This is a genomic window from Streptomyces sp. NPDC050433 (assembly GCF_044458565.1).
Lineage (GTDB): Bacteria > Actinomycetota > Actinomycetes > Streptomycetales > Streptomycetaceae > Streptomyces.
Genome location: NZ_JBITIB010000015.1, coordinates 135,561 through 159,487 on the forward strand (window position 1 = coordinate 135,561; position 23,927 = coordinate 159,487).

Annotated in this window: 17 protein-coding genes and 2 pseudogenes; 13 read left to right on the forward strand and 6 right to left on the reverse strand. The window is 70.8% G+C overall.

From position 1 onward, the window contains the following. Positions 1 to 39: 39 nt before the first annotated feature. Positions 40 to 1,131, forward strand: a complete 1,092-nt coding sequence (locus tag ACIBLA_RS20060; RefSeq protein WP_399199326.1) for a PQQ-binding-like beta-propeller repeat protein — start codon at positions 40 to 42, stop codon at positions 1,129 to 1,131. A 210-nt stretch (positions 1,132 to 1,341) separates the two neighbouring features. Here ACIBLA_RS20060 and ACIBLA_RS20065 read toward each other — a convergent pair whose 3' ends face one another. Together ACIBLA_RS20065 and ACIBLA_RS20070 are read right to left on the reverse strand one after the other, a co-directional pair. After that, positions 1,342 to 1,710: a hypothetical protein gene (locus ACIBLA_RS20065; RefSeq protein ID WP_399199327.1), complete on the reverse strand. Its 369-nt coding sequence runs from the start codon at positions 1,708 to 1,710 to the stop codon at positions 1,342 to 1,344. A gap of 165 nt (positions 1,711 to 1,875) precedes the next feature. Then, positions 1,876 to 2,625, reverse strand: a complete 750-nt coding sequence (locus ACIBLA_RS20070) for an SUKH-4 family immunity protein (protein ID WP_399199328.1) — start codon at positions 2,623 to 2,625, stop codon at positions 1,876 to 1,878. On the opposite strand from ACIBLA_RS20070, the pseudogene ACIBLA_RS20075 reads away from it, so the two are divergent. From ACIBLA_RS20075 to ACIBLA_RS20120, 10 genes and pseudogenes are all read left to right on the forward strand, one after another. Then, a pseudogene (locus tag ACIBLA_RS20075) lies at positions 2,621 to 3,011 on the forward strand (hypothetical protein); the annotation flags it as partial. The gene ACIBLA_RS20070 and the pseudogene ACIBLA_RS20075 overlap by 5 nt on opposite strands. 447 nt (positions 3,012 to 3,458) lie before the next feature. Then, the gene (locus tag ACIBLA_RS20080) at positions 3,459 to 4,535 is read left to right on the forward strand and encodes an ABC transporter ATP-binding protein (RefSeq protein WP_363246054.1); all 1,077 of its coding nucleotides are present in this window, start codon (positions 3,459 to 3,461) and stop codon (positions 4,533 to 4,535) included. Positions 4,536 to 4,609: 74 nt separating this feature from the next. After that, positions 4,610 to 5,776, forward strand: coding sequence for an extracellular solute-binding protein (locus ACIBLA_RS20085; protein ID WP_363246055.1), 1,167 nt, complete (start codon positions 4,610 to 4,612; stop codon positions 5,774 to 5,776). Between the two features lie 61 nt (positions 5,777 to 5,837). Continuing rightward, positions 5,838 to 7,631 (forward strand): iron ABC transporter permease, encoded by a 1,794-nt coding sequence (locus ACIBLA_RS20090; RefSeq protein ID WP_363246056.1) that lies wholly within the window; start codon positions 5,838 to 5,840, stop codon positions 7,629 to 7,631. Between the two features lie 112 nt (positions 7,632 to 7,743). Continuing rightward, entirely contained in the window at positions 7,744 to 9,333 is a 1,590-nt protein-coding gene (locus ACIBLA_RS20095) for a DUF885 family protein (RefSeq protein WP_399199329.1), read from the forward strand. Continuing rightward, entirely contained in the window at positions 9,330 to 10,979 is a 1,650-nt protein-coding gene (locus ACIBLA_RS20100; protein ID WP_399199330.1) for a gamma-glutamyltransferase family protein, read from the forward strand. The genes ACIBLA_RS20095 and ACIBLA_RS20100 overlap by 4 nt, the downstream gene beginning before the upstream one ends. 62 nt (positions 10,980 to 11,041) lie before the next feature. Next, positions 11,042 to 11,821 carry an IclR family transcriptional regulator gene (locus tag ACIBLA_RS20105; RefSeq protein ID WP_363246059.1) on the forward strand — a complete coding sequence of 260 codons (780 nt, stop codon included), beginning with the start codon at positions 11,042 to 11,044 and terminating at the stop codon, positions 11,819 to 11,821. A gap of 101 nt (positions 11,822 to 11,922) precedes the next feature. Next, positions 11,923 to 12,909, forward strand: a complete 987-nt coding sequence (locus tag ACIBLA_RS20110; protein ID WP_363246060.1) for a M14 family metallopeptidase — start codon at positions 11,923 to 11,925, stop codon at positions 12,907 to 12,909. Between the two features lie 70 nt (positions 12,910 to 12,979). After that, entirely contained in the window at positions 12,980 to 14,194 is a 1,215-nt protein-coding gene (locus ACIBLA_RS20115; protein WP_363246061.1) for an amidohydrolase family protein, read from the forward strand. Between the two features lie 123 nt (positions 14,195 to 14,317). Continuing rightward, positions 14,318 to 15,223: an aldo/keto reductase gene (locus tag ACIBLA_RS20120; RefSeq protein WP_399199331.1), complete on the forward strand. Its 906-nt coding sequence runs from the start codon at positions 14,318 to 14,320 to the stop codon at positions 15,221 to 15,223. Between the two features lie 323 nt (positions 15,224 to 15,546). On the opposite strand, the gene ACIBLA_RS20125 is transcribed toward ACIBLA_RS20120, so the two are convergent. The 4 genes and pseudogenes from ACIBLA_RS20125 to ACIBLA_RS20140 form a co-directional block, all read right to left on the reverse strand. Next, positions 15,547 to 16,785: a PP2C family protein-serine/threonine phosphatase gene (locus tag ACIBLA_RS20125; protein ID WP_399199332.1), complete on the reverse strand. Its 1,239-nt coding sequence runs from the start codon at positions 16,783 to 16,785 to the stop codon at positions 15,547 to 15,549. A gap of 126 nt (positions 16,786 to 16,911) precedes the next feature. After that, positions 16,912 to 17,573 (reverse strand): annotated as a pseudogene (locus ACIBLA_RS20130) (GAF domain-containing protein); the annotation flags it as partial. A 185-nt stretch (positions 17,574 to 17,758) separates the two neighbouring features. Then, positions 17,759 to 19,099: an SWF or SNF family helicase gene (locus ACIBLA_RS20135; RefSeq protein WP_399199333.1), complete on the reverse strand. Its 1,341-nt coding sequence runs from the start codon at positions 19,097 to 19,099 to the stop codon at positions 17,759 to 17,761. Then, the gene (locus tag ACIBLA_RS20140; RefSeq protein ID WP_363246078.1) at positions 19,096 to 22,164 is read right to left on the reverse strand and encodes a DEAD/DEAH box helicase; all 3,069 of its coding nucleotides are present in this window, start codon (positions 22,162 to 22,164) and stop codon (positions 19,096 to 19,098) included. The genes ACIBLA_RS20135 and ACIBLA_RS20140 overlap by 4 nt, the downstream gene beginning before the upstream one ends. Positions 22,165 to 22,478: 314 nt before the next feature. Between ACIBLA_RS20140 and ACIBLA_RS20145 the strand changes: the two genes are divergently transcribed. Beyond that, complete coding sequence (locus ACIBLA_RS20145) at positions 22,479 to 23,558, forward strand: acyl-CoA desaturase (RefSeq protein WP_363246065.1); 1,080 nt, start codon at positions 22,479 to 22,481, stop codon at positions 23,556 to 23,558. A 123-nt stretch (positions 23,559 to 23,681) separates the two neighbouring features. After that, positions 23,682 to 23,864: a hypothetical protein gene (locus tag ACIBLA_RS20150; RefSeq protein WP_031228443.1), complete on the forward strand. Its 183-nt coding sequence runs from the start codon at positions 23,682 to 23,684 to the stop codon at positions 23,862 to 23,864. Positions 23,865 to 23,927: the final 63 nt, after the last annotated feature.

The window sequence follows — 23,927 nt, forward strand, 5'->3', positions numbered from 1 at the left end:
GACCTCTGACGAACCGAAAGCACGCGACACGGGGGCCCTATGCCAAAGCGACACCCGCGCCGGCGGAGAAATCGGCGCCCGCTCAAGGGCATCCAGCTCCGCACTCCGAGCCCACCGGCCCAAACCGTGAGAACCGGAGTCGTGCGATGGCGGGTGCACGTAGGAGGCAGGGTGCACTCGGCGCCGTACGTCACCGACGGGACCGTCTATGCCACCGGCCGGGGCCTGTGGGCCGTGGACACGACCGACGGATCCGTCCGGTGGACCAACGCCGACGCCGGACTCATAGGTTCTCCCACCGCGGCCGGTGACACCGTCTATGCCGCAGGCTATGCCACACACTGGGGCACGTTGCTCGCCCTCGACGCCGCCGACGGCCGACCCCGCTGGCACAGGCGGATGAGGCGGTACTCCTTCACCCAACCCCTCGTCGCGAACGGGCTGCTCCACTACGTCAACGGCAGCTACCTGCGGACCGTGGACGCGGCGGTCGGGCGCCGCCTCTGGAGGGCGAAGTACCAGAGCAGGAGCTGGGGGATCGAGTCGGCGCCCGCGCTCGCCGACGGCATCCTGTACGCGGCCAACAAGGACGGAACCATCTGGGCCTTCGACCCGGCCACGGGCAAGGTCCGCTGGAAACAGATCATCATCGGCCGTTCCCCCGCCACGCCGCTGCTGCACGACGGCACCCTGTACGTGGGGGACGGGCTGGGCCCGTACGTGCAGGCGCTGGACGCCACCACCGGCGCGTTCCGCTGGCACACGATGCTCGACTCCCTCGGCAGCGTCCGGACCACGCCCGCGATCTCCGGCAACACCCTGTACGTCGGCTGCCAGGACCACCGGCTGTGGGCACTGAACGCCACCACCGGCGCCATCAGGTGGCACGTCACCACGGACGGCCCCATCGGCTCCTCCCCCGTGGTGGCAGACGGCACGGTGTACTTCGGCAGCGACGACGGCCACCTGTGGGCCATCAGCGCGGCGAACGGCCGTGTGCGGTGGAAGGTGAAGACGGGCGGGCCGGTGAAGTCCCCGGTCGTGGCCGACGGCGTGCTCTACGTCGGTAGCAGGGACGGATACCTGTATGCGATAGAGGCGAGCCCGGACCCAGGCAGACCGTTGCCGTAGAAGCATGGATACCGCCGCAGAAAGGAGCGCCTGTCCCGCCGGCCGCCCTGTGGTGGTCATGGCGAAGATTGGTCCGGGCCAGGGTGGGATGGGGTGATGTTCCCGCGGACTCTGGCCCAGTCCAGTTACCGGTCGGCGGTGCCTGCCGGCCGGGGGCGCGGTGGCCTCGGTGTGCTCGGTGTGCCGCGCTGTTCGGTGGGCTTGATCGGTCTACTGCGGCTCGTCGATGTCCGTCAACGCTGCTCCGGGGCGGGCCAGTTGCGGGTGGACGGTGGTGCCCGAGCGGGTTTCGACCACGAGCCGGACATGGTCCTGTGCATCGAGCGTGAGCACCAGCTCGGCGGGTCCGTCCGGATCAGCGCCCGCGTGCAGATCGGGAAGGACGATGGTGACCGGGCGCCGGTCGGCGGCCAGCTGTGCCAGGAACTCCCCGGGCCCCTGGGTGACCAGACCCAGTTGGTCGGCCATCGTCGAAACCGCGCCGTGCACGCTCTGCCCCGCGAGAGGGACATACGAGTGGACGGTTCGCTCCCGTCCGGTGCCGGGGCGCGTGCCGTGCCGCACCAGCCATGCCAGCAATGCCGACTTCCCGCGCCGCGCCCCGCCCGTGATCAGACACAGGCCCGGCGCGAAGGGATCGGCCAGCCACCCGAGCAGCGCGGCCCGGCCGGTTCACGCCCGGCCGCAGGCCGGCCCCACCTGGTCACGCTCACCCGCGGCCTGCCTGCTCGGCCGCTCGCGTGATTAGTGCCTCGGACAGCTCCCGCCAGACAAGCCCCTCCGGATGCGCACGCCCGGCCCCGTCGCCCCGGTGACGATGTGCTTCTCCCGGGCGTCGTCGGCGTACTCGAACGCCGCGGAGAAAGGGAAGTTGAGCGTGTGCCGCACATCGTCCAGAACCCGCGGCCACCACCCCTCCCGCTCACTGAACGCGCCCGCGTCGAGCCCCCGCAGTGTCTCGTTCAACTCCTGGAAAGCGCCGGACGCTTCCGTCAGGCCGGACGATGTCGCGATGACCGGCAGGATCCGGTCCGGCACGGCCAAGGACGCGTTGAACGAAGCAAGGTCCGAGCTGACGTACAGGTCCTCCTCGCCGCCTTCCAGCATGACCGCCTGCAGAACGCCGTCCGGCCGCAGGCACAGATGGGCCAGCCCGTCGTGACCGAGCTGTACACCGGAGTCGGCCCAGTCGATGCCGAGCTTGGCGAGGGCAGCGCGCTGTTCGGGGGTGAGGTGTTCGCGTCTGGTGCTGGTGATGAACACGCCGAGTTTCACGATGTGTTCCTGGCCGTCGATGTCGACGGGTTCTTCGTGCTTCCTCGGGATTGGCCGTTCGTGTCCTTCCCACTGGAGGTACTGCGTGAGGGCTGCGACGCCGCGCCGGAACGGCGCTGACAACCCACCCGTCTCCTTGGTCGTGCGTGTCTTCACCCGGGAGGGTTCGGGCTCGTCGGGTGTCACACAGAGCCCGCCGAGCCGCTCCTGCTGGAACATGGCCTTCGCCGCCGGCGCGAACGGTCTTCCTCTCGGCCTGGGCGCGCCGACGCGCGTCAAGGCGCCGGTGTTCGACCCGAAATTGCCCGGCTCGGCTGGCGTAATCGGCTGCGCGACGCCTACCTCGCCACGATGGCCGACCTCGGTGTCGGCGCGGACCTGTCGCCGGAGGACTTCCTGGCGGCGATGGACGGCTGCCGTGGCCGTGACCCGGAGCTCGCGTTCGTCGTGTCCGCCGTCAAGGCCACGGTCAAGGGTCGCCTCGGCAAGCTGCGAGAGCGGCCCCGGGGCGAGGGGTGGAAGCCAGGCCAGCCGTGGCGGGCGCTGTCCCGTCCGACGTGGCGGCGGACATCCGCGCGGCCGTCATCTCCCGGCATCGCTTCTCGCCGACGGCAGCCTCGTCCCGTCGGCCATGGAACACCATCAGCTCACGGACTTCGTGGAGTACGGAGACGCGGTGGGCGCCGAACCGGTGATGCACCGGCACATCGGCCAGGTGCGGGGGCTCTGGGCGGCGCGCTGACGTCCCTTCCGTCCGCGTAACACAGGTTTTACCGGACGGATCGTACGGGCGGGGGCCCGGTGCGACGGCGCTCCGTACGGGCCGGCCCAGGGCCGCCGAGGGAGTGAACTCGCAGGTGACAGGAGGGTGTTGAGGCTCGGCCGAGCGGGCCCGGCGCCCGCTCCTGAGTCCGGTCGAATGGCTTGAACAGTGCCCTGCGAATCGTCGCCGGTTCAAGAACTTCGTGATCGGCCGTTGACCGCACCCTCGTTACTCGCTTAGCGTCCTGCCCACCCCAGTGGAAGCCAAGTTCCAATGAATGGAAGTTCAGGTGAACGCTGTGAACCCGGACGATCCGTCGGTTCTCGACGCCCGATTGACCAATGTCAGCAAGACCTATCCCGGCGGCGAGGCCGCGGTGACCAGCATGAACCTCGGTGTCAGGCGCGGTGAATTCTTCTCGCTCCTGGGGCCGTCGGGATGCGGGAAGTCCACGACACTGCGCATACTCGCCGGTCTCGAACAGCCCACGGAAGGCACTGTCGCCATCGCGGGCAAGGACATGACCGGGGTGCCGCCCAACAAGCGGCCGACCAACCTGATCTTCCAGAAACTGGCGCTCTTCCCGCACCTCACTGTGGCCGAAAACATCGCCTTCGGCCCGAAGATCCGCCGCCAGTCACGGGCGGAGATCCGGACGACGGTCACCGACATGCTCGACCTGGTCGACCTCGCGGGTTACGCCACCCGCAAGCCCGCGCAGTTGTCCGGCGGCCAGCAGCAGCGGGTGGCGATCGCCCGCGCTTTGGCCAACAAGCCCGCCGTACTGCTGCTCGACGAACCTCTGGGCGCGCTGGACCTGCGGCTGCGGGTACAGATGCAGCGCGCTCTGAAGCAGATCCAGCAGGAGTCCGGGACCACCTTCGTCTTCGTCACCCACGACCAGACCGAGGCGTTCACCATCTCCGACCGGATCGCCCTGATGAACCGGGGCCGGGTCGAACAGGTCGGCCGGCCCGACGAACTCTACGACCGCCCCGCCACCGAGTTCGTCGCCACGTTCCTCGGCGACACCAACATCATCCGCGGCGCCGTCGATGACAGGGTGCTGCGCGCGGACGGCTTCACCTGCCGCACCCCGGGCCCCGGCACTGCGCTGTCGGTCAGGCCGGAGGCGATCGCCATGCGGCCCAGGCTGACCACCGGCTTCGACAATCTCTTCACCGCCCGCGTCACCGACCTCACCTTCCAGGGAGCGAGCGTCCGCTTCCAGGTGGCCGTCGCGGACTCCGGTCCCGAACTGGTCGTACAACTCCCCGCCAAGGACGCACGGGGGATCGCCACGGGGGACGAGGTCGAGATCGGCTGGCCGTCCGACGCCGCCGTCATGCTCGGCGCCGGCAACTAGGGCCTGTCCGCCGGACAGGCCTTGGCCGAGCGCGGGCCCACCACCTGAAGTGCTTTGACCACCAGGGAGAGACCATGCACAGCAACACGGGCAGATCGAATGGGGACAAGGCGGCGGCCGGAGCCGCGCCGCCCGCAGGAGAAGGAACCAGCCGTACCTCGGTTTCGCGGCGCTCGCTGCTGGCCGGCGGCGGTGCGGTGACGGCCGGGCTCTTCCTGGCTGCCTGCGCCTCGAACAAGCAGCCCGGCGCGTCCGCGAGTTCGGGCTCGGGCAAGAAGCTCACCATCACCATGACCCCCTTCGCGGGCGCCGATCTGGGCGTCATGCCGAGGGAGTTCGCCAAGGAGTACCAGGACAAGCACCCCAACGTACAGATCAAGATCGACGACACGCTCAATCTCGCCAAGCAGACCGCCGCCTACCAGGCCAGCCCGCACAAGCCGCTGAACAACCTGGTCTTCTCCAACGGCGGCGCGACGGCCACCGGCAAGGCCACCGGTATGTACCTCAAGCTGGACTACAGCAAGATCCCCAACACCGCCCGGCTGCACTCGCAGTTCGTCGAACGCGACCACTGCGGTGTGGTGTTCGGAGCCGACCAGATGGGGCTGGTCTACAACACCAAGACGTACCCCAAGGGCTTCGAGTCCTGGACCGACCTGTGGTCGCCCGACCAGCGCGGAAAGCTCTGTTTCTTCACCATCCCCTGGTGGGCCATCGGCATGGCCGCCAACCTCAACGGGGGCGGCTGGGACGACATGGATCCGGGCTTCAAACTGTGGATCGAGCACGCCAAGAACATCCGCACGATCGTGACGGCCAACCCCCAGTTCCTCAACGTCCTGTCCACCAGCGAGGCCCCGCTGACCTCGCACTACCTGGGCACCTCGACCGCCTGGCGCAGCCAGGGCGCGCCGCTGGGCTACAGCCGTCCCACCGAGGGCGCCTTCTTCGACCCGGTCGGCGTGAACATCAACTCCGGCAGCTCCGACGACCAGCTCGAGGTCTGCTACGACATCGTCAACGAGATGCTCCAGCCCAAGTGGAACCAGCGCTGGGTGGACACCTCGATCCAGATTCCTGCCTCCAGCACGTCGACGCTGACCCCGAAGCTCAAGGCCATCCCGGCCATCGCCGCGGGCCCCGACCAGAAGTTCGTGGACGTCGACTGGGACACCGTCGGCAAGAACATGGCCGCCTGGACCGCGCGGTGGAACGAGGAAGTCGTCTCCAAGATCTGACGGCCCAATTCTGACAAGCCAGTTCTGACGACGTCCACCCACGACCGGAAGGACCTGCACGATGGCGGACAACCCTCCAGGCGGCATACGAGAAGCCGCCCCGGTGAGCGGGTCGGCGACGGCCACGGCGGAGCGCCCCGCCCCCGAAGAGCCGGGACCCCGCCGAGGACACTCCAAAACCTTCACAGGCAAGGGCCGCGACCGGCGCACCGCACTGCTGCTGCTCGCCCCCAGCATCGTGCTGCTGCTCGCGGTGTTCGTCTTCGCCATGGAGTCGCTCGTCGAGTACTCCCTGCAGGAGTACCAACCCGGTGGCGTCAACACCACCAACACCTTGGCCACATGGGCGAAGGTCCTCACCAGCTCCTACTACTGGTCGGTGATCTGGCAGACCGTACTCGTCGGTCTGCTGGTCACCGCGATCACCGCGGTCGTCGGCTACCTCACCGCCCTGGCCCTGCACCACACCAAGCGGACCGGCTGGCGCAACGCCGGATACGCGGTGGTCTTCTCCTCGCTGGTCTTCTCCGGCATCGCCAGCGTCTATGCCTGGCAACTGCTGCTCGGCCAGGAGGGTTTCCTCAACTCCGCGCTCGGCCTGTTCGGCATCGGTCCTGTCCATCTGCTGTACGAGCGCAGCGCCGTCGTCATCGCGCTCGTGCACACGCTGCTGCCGCTGATGGTCCTGCCGATCAGCAGCACCTTCCGCCAGATCGACGGCACACTCGCCGACGCGGCCGACGACTTCGGCGCCTCCCGCTGGCGCACCTTCCGTTCCATCACCCTGCCGCTGAGCGCACCGGGGCTCATCGCCGGCTGCCAGCTCACCTTCGCCCTGGCCATCTCCAGCTTCACCGCCCCCAGCCTCCTCGGCGGCGGGCGGATCGCGACCCTGTCCACCAGCATCTACTCCCTGGTCGGCACCACGGACTATCCGGGCGCCTCCGCCTGCGCCCTGGTGCTACTGATCCTGGCCCTGGTCTCCACCGGAGCGTTCGTACTCCTCCAGCGCCGGTTCGCCGAGGCCGACCAGGGCGGGGTCACGATCAGTCCGTCGCCGCCGAGGGGCATCCGCGGACTCGGCGTGTGGATGGCCGCGCTGTACGCCTTCCAGCTCGTGCCCGCCGCGATCGTCGTGATCAGCTCCCTGTCGTCGGTCTCCTACGGGGTATGGCCGCCGCCCGGCTTCTCCACCCGCTGGTACACCAACCTCTACCACCAGGACGGCGTCATGGACGCCTTCGTCGGCAGCCTGTGGATCGGTGCCCTGGTCGCCGTCCTCGCCGTACTGCTCGGCTCTGCCGGTGCGGTCGCCCTGGTGCGCTACCGCTTCCGGGGCAGCGGAATGATCCAGTCGGCGCTGTTCTCACCCGTCGTGGTGCCCAAGATCGCCTTTGGCTTCGCCGTATTCATGCTGCTCGCCCGGGCGGGCCTGCCCTCCGGCCGCTGGGCTGTGGTCCTCGCCCACACCGTGGCGACCGTGCCGTTCGTGATCGTGCTGCTGTCCGCAGCCCTGACGCGGGCCGACCGCACCCTCGACTACGCGGCGATCGACCTCGGCGCCTCGCCGCTGCGCGCCTTCCTGGGCACAACGCTGCCGCAGATCGCGCCCGCCCTGCTGATCAGCGGAGTCTTCGCCTTCCTCGTCAGCTTCAACGAGATCGACCTGTCGATCTTCCTGCTCAACTCCGACCAGCAGACCCTGCCGGTGTGGATGTACGGCTACCTCAACAACTACCAGGACCCGACGCCCGCCGCCCTGTCCACGATCATGACCGCGCTCTCGGTGCTCGTCGTCGGACTCGGCGCGCTGCTCCTGCGCGTCGTCCAGCGCGGACGCCGACTGGAACTGTGACCGACCGCGGCCCGCGACGACATACAGGCGACCCCGTACACGCGACCGCCTACCCGTACACCGCACGACTGCGTACCGCCCCGACCTCGCACCACCACCAGGGAGACCACCGATGGCTGAGCTGTTCCCACGGCTGCGCCACGTCTGCGACTTGGACGCCGCCTACCTGCGCGAATACTCAGGACTGCACGACGAGTACGACGGCACGATCGTCGATCTGTCGCCGTCCGGGGTGGCCTCGGCGCTCGCCGCGCTCGGCGGTCCCGCGCTGGACGACGCGCACGACGAAGCACAGCTCGCGGCCACCGAGAACGCCATGCGGACCCGGTTCGGCCGTCTCCGCCAGCACCGCTGGGACCCCTGGGTTCATATCGAGGCACTGGACCTGTCGCCGTACGACCGGCCCTACGACGACGGCGCGGTACGCGGGGAGGCCAGGCGCCGCCACCTGCGGCTCTGGCCGGACGCCGTGGACAACGCGATCGAGGCGCTGGACGAACTGTCGTCCTCCGTCGCCGGGATGTTCCTGCCCGCGGCGCGCGGGATGGCCGCCGAGGTCCGTGAGGACGACGGCGAGGACGGTGTCCGCGCACTGGCCGCGCTGGCGCGGCTGACCGCGCACCTCGAACACGCCGCACGCGAGGCCGTTCCGGCCGCCGGCCTCGGCAGGGCCGACCTCACGGCGCTCCTCGGCTGCGAGGACCGCGTCGTGGCGGACCTGGAAGAGCTGGCCGCCATGGCCGACAGCGAGTACGCGCGGATGAGCGACATCCTGGACGATGCCGCAGCACGCCTCGACCCCGCGGGCGCCGACGATCCGGCCGCTCGGACCCGGCGGCTCAGCGCTCGGGTGCGGGCCGACCACGGCGACTTCCCGCAGATCCTCGCCGACACGCAGGCCCAGGTCGCGCTGGCCGCCCGCTTCGTCCGCGAGCGCGAACTGGTGCCGATCGTGGACGAGGCGTGCGTCATCGAACCCAGCCCGCCCGCGCGGAGTTGGGCGGCAGGAAGGGTGAGCTGGACCGCGCCCTGGGAGACACGGGGCCACTCGCTCTTCCATGTGACCGGGCCGTCCGCGCACTGGTCGCTCGACGATCACCGCGCCTGGCTGTCCCGCTTCAACCGGCCCGCGATGGCCGTGATGGCCGTCCACGAGATCGGCCCCGGCCACTGCAGCCACGCTCTGATGATGGGTCAGGTCGACCGGCCGATCCGTAAGACGCTGTGGTCCGAGCTGTTCTTCGAGGGCTGGGCCCACTACGCCGAGGAGATGATGTGGGAGGAGGGCTACCAGGACGACAGCCCCCTCTACCAGTTCGGCATGGCGCAGGAAGCCATGATGCGGGCCGTCCGCGTACAGGCCGCGCTCGGTATCCATACTGGTGCGCTCACCCTCGATGACGCCATCGCCCTCTTCGAACGCAAGGCGTTCCTGGCGGGTCCCGCCGCGCGGGCCGAGGCGCTGCGCGGCGTCTGGGAGCCGACGTACATCCGCTACACCTGGGGCAAGACCCTCATGCGGCGGCTGCGCGATCAGGCGAGGACCGCGTGGGGCAGCGACTTCACCCTGCCGCGCTTCCACCGCGAGTTGATGACCTTGGGTTCCCCGCCGGTCGGCCTGGTGGCGTCGGCGATGGGCATCGGCCCGGCGCCGGTCCCGCAGCCGGTCTCGCGGCCGGGCCAGGGGAGCGGGTCGGTATGACGGAGGGCCGGCGGCCGGTCGTGGACCGGGCACTCGAACAAGGGCGGAAGACCGCGGCCCACGGCGGCACCGCCATGGTCTCGGCCATGCATCCCCTCGTCGCCGACGCGATGCTTGACGTCCTGCGGCGCGGCGGCAACGCCATGGACGCGGTGCTGACGGCCGTCCCCCTGCAAGGCGTGGTCGAACCGCAGATGACCACGCTGGCCGGTGGCATGTCGGTGCTCCACTACGACGCGGCGCGGCAGACCTACGACTACATCGACGGCGAACTCGACCACACTCGCGACGACCCGCCGGTGTCCGCCACCTGGGACCACTATGTGACGGTGGACGGCGCCCTGGGCGCCTCCTCCGGCCGACGGGTCGCGGTCCCCGGCGCCGTGGCGGGCATGCACCTGGCCATGGAACGCCACGGCAGCATTCCCTGGGCCGACTACTTCGCACCGGCCGTCGAGGTCGCGGCGGCCGGCTTCCCCATGTACTCCTTCCTGTACGGCGAAGCCTTCGAAGCCGCCGCGGGCCGGTTGTCCGCCCACCCCTCGGGCCGCGCCGAATTCCTGCCGGACGGCCACGTACCGCCGGTCGGGGAGCGGCTGGTCCGCCCGGCGCTGGCCGAGACGATGCGGCGGATCGCCGTGGATGGCCCTGACCACGTCTACCGCGGCGCGTGGGCGTCCCGCTTCGTGACCGCCGTGCGGGAAACCGGCGGTACCGTGACCGTCCGCGACCTCGACGACTACGCGGCGCGCGGGACTCAGCCCGTGCGCCGCGCCTACCGGGGCCACGAGATCGTCGGCGCCCCGCCCCCGTCGTCCGCGGGCGTCCTCATCGCGCTCGTGCTCGGCATCCTGGAGAACTTCGACCTGCCCGCGATGGGTCACTACACGCGCGACGCCGAAGCCCTCGAAGTGCTGCGGCGCGCCATGGCCTTCGCTGAATTCTTCACCGAACGCTTCGTGAAGGACCCGCTGTCCTACGACGTACCGGTGGACGAACTTCTGTCACCTGACTTCGCGGCGTCGCTGGCCGCGCTGATCCGTGGCAACGCCAGGCGGGACCCGGTGCCCGCGAGCAGCGGTACCGTCCGGCCGCCCGGCACGCCGCACACCAACAACACCGACCACGTCGTGGCGGTGGACGGCGCGGGCAACATGGCGTCGCTGACCCACAGCGTCTACGGCACCACCTTTGGCACCGGTCTGGTTGTGGACGGCATCCACGTCAACAGCGGCAACAGCTTCCCGGGCACCGGCAACGGCGAAGGGCGGCGCGTCCTGTCGCCGTTCCCACCCACCATGGTCGCGCGCGACGGGGCACCGCACCTCGTCCTCGGGTCACCCGGCCTGTCCGCGCGCGCCACCGCGATCGTGCTGGCCAACCACCTCGGCTACGGCCTCGGCCTGCCCGAGGCGATCGACGCGCCGCGCTTCCAAGGTGCCCAGACCGACCAGCCGTTCACCGTCGAGGCCCGTGTCGATTCGCGGGTACTTGACGCGCTCGCCACCCGCTACGGCGCCGACGTACGACTGACGACCCCGTACTTCTGGCACTTCGGTTCCGTCCACGCGGTGGAAGTCGACGCGGACGGCCGGCGCCACGGATACTGCGACCCGCGGCGCCCGGGACGGGCCGCGGGATGGTGACCGCCCCGCCCGAACAGCCGCCCTACGCAACCGACTTGGGACGACAGGAGAGGTACGTACCCATGGCAGAGGACACCGAAGTCCCCAGACCCGCCCCCACAGAGAACACCAAATCACCCAGCTACATGGGGCGCATCCTCAACCTGTTGGAACAGTCCGTGGTCGCCGAGGGCGCGCCACTGACACTTACCGAACTGGCGGCGGCGGCCGATGCGCCGTTGTCCACTGTGTCCCGGCTGACGGCCCAACTCGTCGCCTGGGGCTTCCTCAACGAGACCGCCACGCACCGCTTCGTACCCGGCCGACGGCTCGCCGTCATGGCCGCCGCCGTCAGCGAACACCTCTACAGCAACGACCGCCTCCAGCAGGCCACCCGGCTGCTCACCGGCATCACCGGCGAGAGCACGACGGCCGGACGCATCGTCGGGAACAGCATGTTCATCATCGCCCGCACCGAGTCCGAGCAGCCGCTGCGAGCGGTGAACCGGATCGGCGAGTTCATCCCGCCCGACAACTCCGCCCTCGGCAAAGCCATCATGTCCCGCCTGCCGCGAGCCCGGCAGCTCGCGCTGCTGCGCGGCGCCGACGTGGCCGACCCCGAGGCCACGCTGGAGAAGATACAGCCGGAGCTGGAGGAGGCACGGCGGCGCGGCTACGCCGTGGACGAGGAGACCTACAGCGTGGGTCTGCGCTGCCGGGCCGCCGCCGTCATCGGCCCGGACGGTCTGGCGGTCGCCGGTCTTTCCATCAGCGGGCCCGCCGCCCGCTTCACTCTCGACCTCGCCGAAGGAGCCGTCCCCGCGCTGCGCCAGGAGGCGTCCGCGATCGGCGACATGCGGTGACCCTCGGCCGGGGCCGGGGACACCGTCCCCGGCCCCGGCACCGATATGAGCGAGCACCGATCCCCGTACCCCATAGCCGTATCAGCAAGGAGACACAGCGGATGAGCGACACCACAGCCACCGGGACCCCGGCCACGCAGCCCGGCCACACCATCGAGACCGTCCCCGTCACCCGCGTGGACAGCGGGCACGACCTCGTGCTGACCGTCCACCGCCTGACCGGCGCCCGGCCAGGACCCACCCTGGTCGCCTTCGGCGGCGTCCACGGCGACGAGGCCATGGGCCCCGAGGAGATACGCAGGTTCGTCTCGTCGGTCGACCCCGCCGAGCTGGCGGGCACGATCGTCGCCGTACCGGTGGCGAACCCGTACGCGTACGCGGCGATGTCCCGCTTCACCCCGCAGGACGGTCTCAACCTCAACCGCATCTTCCCCGGCGACCGCAACGGCTCGGTCACCGAGCAACTGGCCGCCGTGCTCGCCGAGATCATGCTCCAGGCCGACTACTTCGTGGACTTCCACTCCAGCGGCCTGTACTCCACGGTCGAGTACTCGTACATCATGGACGACGGCCGGGAGATGGCCACGTCCTTCGGCGCCGCGCTGCTCTACCACCACGAGCCCTACGAGGGCACCTCCAGCGCGTGGGCCATCAAGAACGGCATCGCCTCGACCGTCTGCGAACTCGGCGGCGGCGGCCAACTGACCGACGCCTTCCTGGACAAGGCCGTACACCAGGGCCGCAACATGCTCAAGGGCATTGGCATGCTGGAAGGCGCCCCGGAGGCCATCGTCGAGCGGCAGACGGTGATGACCGAACTCCTCACGCTGCGCCCGGCCAAGGGCGGCACGATGATCTCCCACTTCACCCCCGACCGGCTCGGTGAGGTGATCAAGGGCGGCACGGTGCTGGGCGAGGTCGTGGACCCGTACACGTTCGAGACGCTGGAACAGCTCGTCGCGCCCTACGACTCCAACATCCTGGTGCTCAGCCGAGAGGGCTACACCCGCACCGCACCGGGCGACTACGGCTTCATGGTCGGCAACGCCAACACCACGACCACCGTCGACGAGCTGTTCGGCGCCTGAGCGCCGGGGGCGCGAGTGAAGTAGGCGACCGGCGGATCGGCTCAGCGGAAACGAGGGAGAGGCTACCGGAATGGACATCAGACACGTCCACGTGGTGGACCCCGAGAGCGAACAGGTGCTCAGGGACCGGCGGATCACCCTGGAGGGCGACCGGATCACCGCCGTCGCGGCCGACACCCCCGACCCACTCGCGCCCGGTGACCTGGACGGCACCGACCTGTACGCGGTCCCCGGATTCATCGACTGCCACGTGCACGTCACCTCGGTGACGGCCGACGAGTGGGCCGACACCGGGATGCCGCCCAGCTACGTCACCGCCCACGCGCTACGCGAACTGCGCGCGATGCTCGAACGCGGCTTCACCACGGTCCGGGACGCGGGCGGCGCGGACGCCGGACTGGCCGACGCCCTGGACGAGGGGCTGGCGCCCGGCCCCCGGCTGTACGTGTGCGGCAAAGCGCTGTCGCAGACCGGGGGACACGGCGACCTGCGGCCCCGAGGCCGGCACCACGCCGACGACCACCCGGCCGCGCCCGGCATCGGCCGGATCGTCGACGGACCCGACGCCCTGCGCACCGCCGTACGGGAAGCCGTACGGTCCGGGGCGTCGTTCGTGAAACTGATGCTCTCCGGCGGGATCTCCAGCCCCACCGACCGGATCGACACCCCGCAGTACAGCGAGGACGAGATCCGCGCGGCGGTCGACGAGGCAAGGCGGGCGGGCGTCTACTGCGCCGGGCACGCCTACACCCAGGAGGCGGTGGCCCGCGCGCTGCGACTGGGCGTACGCACCATCGAACACGGCAACCTGATCGGCCCTGACGAGGCGCGGCTGTTCGCCGAGCACGACACGTACTACGTGCCGACGCTGGTGACGTACACGGTGCTGGCGGAGGAGGGCCCGCTCCACGGGCTCCCTCCCGCGAGCACCGCCAAGGTCGCGGCCGTGCGTGACAGTGGCCTCACCGCGCTGGCCCACGCCCACGCCGCCGACGCTCCGATCGCCTTCGGCACCGACCTGCTCGGTGCCATGCACGTCCATCAGTCGCAGGAGTTCGCGCTGCGGGCCAGGGTGCAGCCGGGCTGGGCGGTGCTGCGCAGCGCCACCACCACCGGTGCCCGGCTGCTCGGCGCGGCCGGTGAACTCGGTGTGCTCGCCCCCGGCGCCCGCGCCGACATCGTCCTGACCCGCCACAACCCCGCTGTCCACGTCGAGCGGTTGGCGGACCCGACGGCCGAGGTCGCCGCCGTCTTCTCGCGGGGCCGCCTCGCGGTACGCCGCTAGCGCGGCGCGTGCGGCAACCGCCGGGAATCGCCGGGCCGGTCGCCGAATCGACTGTTCGCCGACCGGAGTTGTGCCGCCCGGCGGCTGCCGCGTGGCAGCACCATCAACGAGACAGGGAGCCGTATGCACCACTCACCGCACTTCACCAACCCGACCCGCGCGTGCGGGCGTTCGAAGGTCTTCCCGGTCGGCCTGGGCGGCATGCTGCTGTCCATCGAGGGCCGTCCGGACCGTGCTCAGGCCATGGCAACGATCCACACCGCGCTCGACGCCGGAGTGACCCTCATCGACTCCGCCTCCGCTTACCACACCGGCGCCGACGAGGTAGGGCACAACGAGACGCTGATCGCCGACTCATTGGACAGTTGGGACGGCGACGCGGCCGGAGTCACGGTGGTGACAAAGGCGGGCCGGGTCCGGCCGGGCGACGGGCGATGGCTCACCGACAGCAGCCCCGACCACCTCGTCCGCTCGGCCACCGCGTCCCGCGACCGGCTCCGCCTCGACCGCATCGAGCTGTTCTTCCTGCACGCCCCGGACCCGGTGGTGCCGATCGCCGACTCGCTGACCGCGCTGCTCCGGCTGCTCGCGGAGGGGACGGTCACCTCGGTGGGCGTATCCAACGTCACCGTCGCCGAACTCGACCTGGCCCACGAGCTGTTGGGCGAGGCCCTCGTCGCCGTGCAGAACGAGTTCTCGCCCAGCGCCACCCAGCACCGCGCGGTACTGCGCCGCGCGGAAGAACTCGGCCTGGCGTTCCTGGCCTGGCGGCCGTTGGGCACGGTCGGCACGAGGGACGACGAACTGACCGCCGCATTCACCGAGGTGGGTCGCGCCCACGACGCCAGCCCTCAACGCACTGCGCTGTCCTGGCTGTTGTCCACCAGCCCGGTGGTCATCCCCATACCGGGCGCTCGCCGCCCCGAGACGATCCTCGACTCCGCCAGCGCTGCGGAACTGCATCTGGGCGACGCCGAAGTGAGCCGACTGGGCGCGGCGGTCGCGAGCCGGGCGGGGCTTCAGGACTGAGGCCGCGGCATCCGTACGGCATGGTTCCGCCGGCGCACCTTGTCCGCGAATGCGGACGAGCCGGGTCCAGCAGCGGGCCCAAGGCGCTCGCCGACGTCGTCCTGCGCGAGGCGGAAGGCCGGTTGTCCGCGACGCTGGAGTTATCTAGGGTGCCGATTGAGCGTCAGGCATGTTCTGGCAAGTAGCCCTGAGGGCCCGTGCCTTACAAGTATCCGATGGTTGTTCAGGCAAGTTCGGCACGTGCGGAGAAGCTCCGGCACCCAACCTTTTTCGGAACCGAAAGAAGTCCCGTGACCTCGTTACGGCCGTAACGAGGTCACACATCAGCCGCCATCGCCGGTCTCCGGCGGGACGCGCGGTCCTTGTCGGCCGGCTCCGGTGTGGGTGTGGCGGGTGTCGTGGTGGGGGCCGTGCCAGTCGAGGCACAGCACGGTGGCGTCGTCGGCCAGGTGGCCGTCGCAGGCGTCGGTGACCGCTGCTGTCAGGACGCGCACGACCTCTCGGGGATGTTCGGAGGCTGTGTCGCGTATGAGGCCGGGCAGGTCGACGGACTCGGCTTGTTGTTCTTGCATGCCGTCGGTGTAGAGCAGGAGCCGGTCGCCGGGGCGCAGGTCGAGGTCCTGTACGTGGTAGACGGTGCCTCCGGGGGCGCCGAAGAGCAGGTCGATGTCCAGGCGCGCCTCGTTTACCGTGCCGTCGCGAAGGAGCAGTGGCCAGGGGTGTCCGGCGTTGACGAGCTGTGCGCCGGTTCCGTCGAGGGCGATGCGCAGGAGCTGACCGGTGGCGAGGGTGTGGTGGCCGTGGTCGAGGATGGCCTGGTGGATCTTGTGGGCCTGGCCGGCGAGGTCGGCGCCGTCGCGGCGGGCGCCGCGCGAGGCGTTGACCAGGAGGGTGGCCATGAGGGCGGCGTTGACGTCGTGGCCCATGGCGTCGGTGATGGACAGGTGCAGGGTGTCGTTGTTGAGGGTGTAGTCGTAAGTGTCCCCGGCGGCGTCGTCGGCGGGTACCAGGGCCGCGGCGAGCACGAACTGTGCGGCTTCGCAGGAAGGCGCGCCGGGCAGGAGCTGGCGCTGGATCTCGGCGGCCAGGGTGAGCGGGGTGGCGCGCTGGCCCCACCGGTAGAGGTCGGTGAAGCGGCGGTCGGTGACGATGATGTACGCCAGCGCGTGCGCGGCCTCGCGGACTTCTTCCAGGATTTCCTGGCTGACGTGCGGCAGGGACAGCTCCAGGACGCCGATGGTGTCGCCGCGGTTGGTCACCGGGGCCAGTACCCGCTTTCCGTGCCCGGCGGCGGGGGCCTGCACCAGTTCCTGGGTGCGCAGCACTCGGTCGTAGACGCTGCCGGCCAGCCGGATCCGACCGGCGTGGAGGGCGGCCTGCGAGGCGATCGTCTCGTCGACGCGCACCATCTGCTGGCCGACGAGGTCGACGAACAGGAACGACACCGCCCGCGCGTCGAACCGGTCGCGCAGATTGCGCGCCACCACGGCGAGAGACGCCCCCGGTGCCGCGTCTTCCGCCGCGGCGAGCACCTTGTCCAGTCCGAAGAGGTCACCCGGCACGTTGCCTCCCCAGCGTCCTCGTGCGCAAATCCCGGCCCGGCCGCCGGAACCGCCCGCACCCGATCACACGCTGCTTCCAGCTTGCGCCCTTGCACGGCAGCACGCGAGCCCCAGTCCCTCGCCTACAGGACCCCCCAGCAGGGCGAGCTGCGACTCGGCGGCTCTGGCGACGGCGCCCACGAAGGCCAGGCTGTGCGGATGGGCCAGCCGGTCACCGCCGGTGATGTCCACGGCGCCGAGCAGCCGACCGGTGCGCGGGTCGTGGTGGGAGCGGCGGCGCAGGTCCAGGGGTGCACGGGACGCAGGAAGTGCTCGGCGGCGAACACCTGGACGGGCCGGTCGACGGCGATGGCGGTGCCCGGCGCGTTCGTGCCCGCGGCGGTCTCGGACCAGCGGGCGCCGGGCACGAAGCTCATCGTGCCGGCTCTCGCGCGGGTCGCGGCGTGGCCCTCGACCCACAGGAGGCGACCGTGCGCGTCGTACACCGCGATCAGATGTTCACCGTCCGACGCGTAGGCGCCCATCAGCTCACGGAAGAGCGGCATCACGCGTGCCAGTGGGTGCGCGTCCCGGTAGGCGCCCAGGTCGTCGTCGGACAGCTCGACACGGGCCGTCCCTTCGGGACGGACGTGCGCGCGGGCGGAACGCCGCCAGGAGTCGGCCACCACGGGTCGTACGGGCCGGTCGACCCGCCCGGCGGTCGCGAACGCCTCGTCCGCGCGGCGCATCGCTCCGCGTCGTTCCGCCGCATCCGCTACTTTTTTCAGGGCCACCCACGCGTCGGCCAACTCGGCCTCCCGAGGCCACTACTGCACCGGCCTCCCCCATGTTCGCCGCGGGTACGTCACCGGGCGAGGCTCGGGGGCACTTTCAGCCCCGCCGGCGTTTGAGGCGCGGAGTCCGGGGCGGAGCCCCGGTTGTGGGAAGGGGCGGGTAGGGGAAGGGCCCCGCGCAGCGTCCCGCCCCCGCACCGTCAGACCTCCACCCCCACGCTCGCCGACGCAGAGGCGGACGCCGACGCCGGATCGGGAGCGGGAGGCCCCGCAGGGACCCAGCGCCCCCGTACCTTGCGGTACGGCCACCAGCGCCCGTCGCGCCCGTAGCGGAGCTGGGTGTCCGCTCCCACCACCGTCCAGCGACCCGCCGCGCCCGCGCGGAGCTGCGGGCGTTCGCTCTCCTCCCACGCCCCCGCCAGGTCCGCCTTCGCGCGGGCCAGTGCCTCGGGGTCCGGGTGCCACTCCTCCTCCAGTACGGCGAGAGCCGCCGCGCCGCCCTGGTGCCAGGCAGCCACGGCCAGGTCCAGTTCGGCGCGCCGACGGCCGGTGCCCCCGGCGAGCCGTACCACGATCAGCGGATCGTCGCACGACGCCGCAAGCCGGACGGCGTCCTGGGCGGGTGTCAACTCCGCGTCGAGCGGGTGGCGTTCGTGCCCGGCGGACAGCGCGTCGGCCAGCAGCCGCAGCGCGCGTCCCGCCGTGTCCGCCGCCAGGAACTCCAGCGCGTCCGCGTCGATCCCCGGCGGCGGCTCCGCCTCCGTGTCGAGGGACGGCGGCAGTCCGGGCTCCTCAGGGACCGGCGGGGGAGGCGGCAGCGGCGGGAGGATGTCCCGTGCCGCGAACGCCTCGTCCGCGCGTATGCCCGCCGGCTCATCGGCCGGGCTCCGGTCCGTCCGCGCGGCTCGCGCCGACCGCACCTGCAACTCGTCGAGGAGCCGGCGCTCGCCCCGGCCGCGCATCAGTAGGAGGACGAACGGATCCTCGTCCAACAGCCGCGCCACCTGGTAGCAGAGTGCCGCCGTGTGCGGACACAGGTCCCAGGCGTCACAGGCGCACTCAGGCTCCAGGTCGCCGATGCCGGGCAGCAGTTCGACCCCGGCACTCGCCGCGTCCTCCACAAGATGCGGCGGCATGTCGCGGTCCAGCAGCGCGGCGATGTGCCCCGCGCGCTCGACCGCCATGTCCAGGAACCGGTCCCACTCCTCAGTACTGAGCTGCTGCAACAGCACGTCGCTGCGCTGGGCCGTGCCGTCCCTGTCCCGTACGACAGCCGTGATCCTTCCGGGCCGTACGGACACCGCGCCGACCGCGCCGTCGCGGGCCTGCTTGCGTCCCTTCTTGAGCTGACCCAAGTCGAGCGCCGTGTCCTCAAGGGCCTTCAGCCACGCCTGTCCCCACCACGTCTGCGCGAAGGCGCGGCCCCGCGCGGGCGGCAGGGCGGCGAAGGTGCGCTCGTTCCCCTCCGTACCGCGACCTCCACTGCTGACGCCGCTGACGCCGCCACTGCCGCCGTTGCTGCCGCTGTCGGCTCCGGTCATCGCGCACTCCCTCGCAGCTCGACCAGATCGGCCAGCTCGTCGTCGGTCAGTTCGGTCAGTGCCGCCTCACCACCGGCGCCGAGGACGGCGTCCGCCAGCTGCCGTTTGCGCGCGAGCATGTCGGCGATCCGGTCCTCGATCGTGCCCTCCGCGATCATGCGGTGCACCTGCACCGGCCGGTTCTGGCCGATTCGGTACGCGCGGTCCGTCGCCTGCGCCTCGACGGCCGGGTTCCACCAGCGGTCGAAGTGCACCACATGCTCGGCGCGAGTCAGATTGAGACCGGTGCCCGCCGCCTTCAACGACAGCAGGAAGACAGGGACTTCACCCTCCTGGAACCGCCGCACCATCACTTCGCGCTGCCCGACCGGTGTGCCGCCGTGCAGGAACTGCGTGGGGACGCCACGCGCGGCCAGATGCCGTTCGAGGAGCCGCGCCATCTGTACGTACTGCGTGAAGACGAGCACGCTCGCCTCCTCGGCGAGGATCGTGTCGAGCAGTTCGTCCAGCAGCTCGACCTTCCCCGAACGCCCGGCGACACGCGGCGAGTCGTCCTCTTTGAGGAACTGCGCGGGATGGTTGCAGATCTGCTTGAGCGATGTCAGCAGCTTCATGACGAGGCCGCGGCGTTCCATGCCGTCGGCCTCCGAGATCGCCGCGAGGGTTTCGCGTACGACGGCCTCGTAGAGCCCCGCCTGCTCCGTGGTGAGCGACACCGCCCGGTCGGTCTCCGTCTTCGGCGGCAACTCGGGCGCGATGCCCGGATCCGACTTGCGGCGCCGCAACAGGAACGGCCGCACCAGCGCGGACAGCCGCTCAGCCGCCGCCGGGTCGCCCCCCTCGACCGCCTGCGCGTAACGCGTACGGAAGGTGGCGAGCCGGCCGAGGAGCCCCGGCGTCGTCCAGTCGAGGATCGCCCACAGCTCGGAGAGGTTGTTCTCCACCGGAGTGCCGGACAGGGCGACGCGCGCCTTGGCGCCGATGGTGCGCAGTTGGCCGGCGGTCGACGAGTACGGATTCTTCACGTGCTGCGCCTCGTCGGCGACGACCATGCCCCACTCGGCAGCCGCGAGCTTCGGCGCGTCCAGGCGCATCGTGCCGTACGTCGTGAGCACGAACTCGCCGTCCGCGAGGGCGTCCAGGCCGCGCGACGCGCCGTGGAAGCGACGCACCGACGTGCCGGGTGCGAACCGTTCGATCTCGCGCTGCCAGTTGCCCATCAGCGACGTCGGGCAGACCACCAGCGTGGGACCGGCCGCCGACTCGTCGCTCTGGCGGTGCAGATGGAGTGCGATGACGGTGATGGTCTTGCCGAGCCCCATGTCGTCGGCGAGACAGCCGCCGAGACCGAGCGACGTCATCCGGTGCAGCCAGTTGAGGCCGCGCAGCTGGTAGTCGCGCAGCGTCGCCGTCAGGGACGCCGGCTGGCCGATCTCCTGGTCCGTACCCTCCGGGTCGGCGAGACGGTCGCGCAGCGCCGCGAGCCAGCCCGACGCCTGTACCTCGACCCGGCGCCCGTCCACCTCGGTGGATCCGGTGAGTACGGCTCCGAGCGCGTCGACGGGCGTGACCTTGCGGTCTTGGCTCTCCCGGAACCGCCTGGCTTCCTCGGGGTCGATGAGGACCCACTGGTCGCGCAGCCGTACGACAGGGCGGGTCGCCTCGGCGAGGCGGTCCAGCTCGGCGCGGGTCAGCTCGTGGTCGCCCAGTGCGAACCGCCAGTTGAAGGCGAGCAACGCGTCGGCGGACAGGAAGGACGGCAGATCCGAACCGGCCGTGTCCGAGAGCCCGCCGCCGCGCGTGTCGTCCTCGTCGTCGCGGGCTCGACCCGGCGTGTCGCCCCGCGTGTCGTACGACCGGGGGCCCGGCTCGTCGCCGGGCGGGCCGATCACGGCGCGCGCCGTCAGCTTGCGCGCCAGTGCCTTCGGCCAGTGCACCTGGACACCGGTGGCCGCCAGCGCGCGGGATGCCTCTCCGAGCAGTTCGGTGACCTCCTCGTCGGCGAGGTCGATGGCGTCGGGCACCGTGGCCGACAGGAGCGGGGCCAGCGGCGGCCAGGCGCGTGCGGCCCGCCGCAGGGCCAGCAGGGCGTCCATCCGGGCCCGCGGACCGAACGACTCGCCCGAGGCGTCGGCGGGCCCCGTACCGGCCCACACCTCGCTCGCGTCGGCGACGACCGACGGATCGCTGACGCTGTGCATCTGTAGGACGGCGCGGAACGCGGGGGCGGAGCCGAAAACGTCGCTGTCGGAAGAGTCGCCTTCAGTGGAGGCGCCGTCGGAACGGGAGGTGTCCCGCACGCCGGCCAGACCGGGCAGCTCCACCCTGAGCGACAGTCGTACGCCCGCGTCGTGCCCGGCCGCCACGTCGGCGGCCCAGCCGCGCAGTTCGGGCAGCCGGCGCGGCTCCGGCGCGGCGAAGGCGGGCGATCCGGCGGCGATCGGCGCGGCGGGTGTGCGTACGAGACCGTCGGCGACCGCGTCGAGGAACTGCCGCAGCAGCCGTTCCGGCTCGGCGAGCAGCAGCGGACCCGTCGCCGCGGCGGAGTTGAGCGGTACGGCGTGCGCGGCCGGCGGCATCGCGGCGGCGAGCGCGCGGATGCGCTCCAGGTCGTCGGCGGCGACGGGCCCGGCCCGCCAGGCGTCGTGGCCGGCCGCCGAGAGTCCGGGCAACAGCTTGCCGCGCGCGGCCAGTTGGAGGGCGAGCAGGGAGGCGGCGCCCCAGAACGCCGTCGCGGGCGAGGCATGCGCCGAGGCCCTGGCGCGGGTCAGCACGGGCAGCGCGTCCCGTACGGGCAGCGAGAGTGCCGGGACGGTACGGAGTTGTACGTCGTCACCGACGACGGTCAGGTCCGCGACGGAACCGGCCGGGTCCAACGCTCCGGTCGAGTCCGGCGACGCCGCCGTGTCCGGTGGCGCGGGCCAGTCAGGGAGAGCGGTGCCGTCCGGGGCCCAGAAGGCGACCCGGCCGGTACGGGCCGGGTCGGCGGGCAGGAAGAGCGCGTGGCAGCGGGCGAGTTCGGCGATCTGCGAGGGTGTAGCCGCGGAGGGCCTGTGTACGGCGATGACACATTCCTCAAGTTTGACTAGTGAAGGTGGAGCGGCCGAGGGTACCTCGCGCGGAACGCCGGTGGGCGGCACCGGACGGTGACAAGAATCATGGGCCACGACAGGGGTGTAGGCAGCACCACCCCCTCAGTCGGGAATATCCCCCGTCACCTCGGGGTGTTGGCCGCATGGCCTTGGAGGGTCAACTCCGCGTAACTTTCTCCCGGTCGGCGCGATCAAGCTCCAACAGCGCCACTCGAACGGCCTCACAGACCTGCCATTTCCCAGCTCAACGATCTACGCGATCGTCGGCCTACAGACCGGAGACCGACATGCCCCAGGCCCCCGCAGCAGTCGCGGAGACCACCGACCCCGGCCCCGCCGCCGCCCGCACAGGCGGCAGCGACTTCGCGCCCCTTCTGCGGACGGTCAGGGAGCAGGGCCTCCTCGAACGGCGGACCGCCTGGTACGCCCGCGGTATCGCCGTCAATCTGCTCGGGCTTGCGGCGGTCGTGACCGGCATGGTGCTGATCGGAGCGTCCTGGTGGGCGCTGCTCCTGGCGCCGCCGCTGGCGCTCCTGTCGGCCCGGATGTCGTTCGTCGCGCACGACGCCGGCCACGCCCAGATATGCGCCACCCGAGATCGGAACCGTCTCGTACAGCTTTTCCACGCCAATCTCCTGCTCGGAATGAGCCAGGACTGGTGGAACGACAAGCACAACCGGCACCACGCCAACCCCAACCACCTGGAGAAGGACCCGGACGTCGGCGCCGACATCCTCGTCTTCGCGCAGCACCAGACCGGAGGCCGCAAGGGATTTCGCCGCTGGCTCACCCGCCACCAGGCCGCGATGTTCTTCCCGCTGACGACCCTGGAGGGTATCGCCCTCAAGGTCTACGGCTTCCAGTCCGTCTTCTCCCGCACCTCAAGCCGTCAGACCCCGCGTGAGCGCCTTCTTGAGGGCTCACTGCTCGTCGTGCACGTCATCGCCTACCTCGCGCTGCTCTTCACGACCCTCAGCGTCGGACAGGCCGTCGTCTTCCTGCTGATCCACCAGATGATGTACGGCCTCCACCTGGGCATGGCGTTCGCGCCCAACCACAAGGGCATGAAGATCCCGACCGAGGAGGAGTTCGCGAGCTGGGGGCATCTGCGCCGCCAGGTCCTCACCTCCCGCAACATCCGGGGCGGCTTCTTCACCGACTGGTTCCTTGGCGGCCTGAACTACCAGATCGAGCACCACCTCTTCCCGAGCATGCCGCGCCCCCACCTGCGGCTGGCCCAGCCGCTGGTCCGCGCGCACTGCCGGGAGCTGGACGTCCCCTACGTCGAGACGGGCCTGGTCGACTCCTACCGGCAGGCACTCGGACACCTGCACGAGGTCGGCGCACCGCTGCGCGCCGCGGCCTGACCCGCGACACGAAGCGCCGCTCACCGACGCACCGCGCACGCGGGCGGCGCATAGTGGAACTGGGGGAAGCGCGCGAGCGTTCAATCAGCAGTAAGCGGCTTCGGCCGCGGAGGAGGCGTCGAAATGTCGACTAGGGCAAAGATCGCTGTCGGGGGAGTGGCCGTCGGTCTTCTCCTGATTCCATTCATCGGATTCTGGATGTCGCTGCTGGTGGTGCTCGGTGTGCCCGCGGTGGCCTATCTGATGCTCGACCCGTCGCAGCGCCGTCGGCTCAAGCGCATCACACGCAAGGAGATCGGCCGCTGACCCGGCGCTGACCTGCGGAGGAGCCCCCGTACGGAGACGTACGGGGGCTCGTGACGTGCCGGG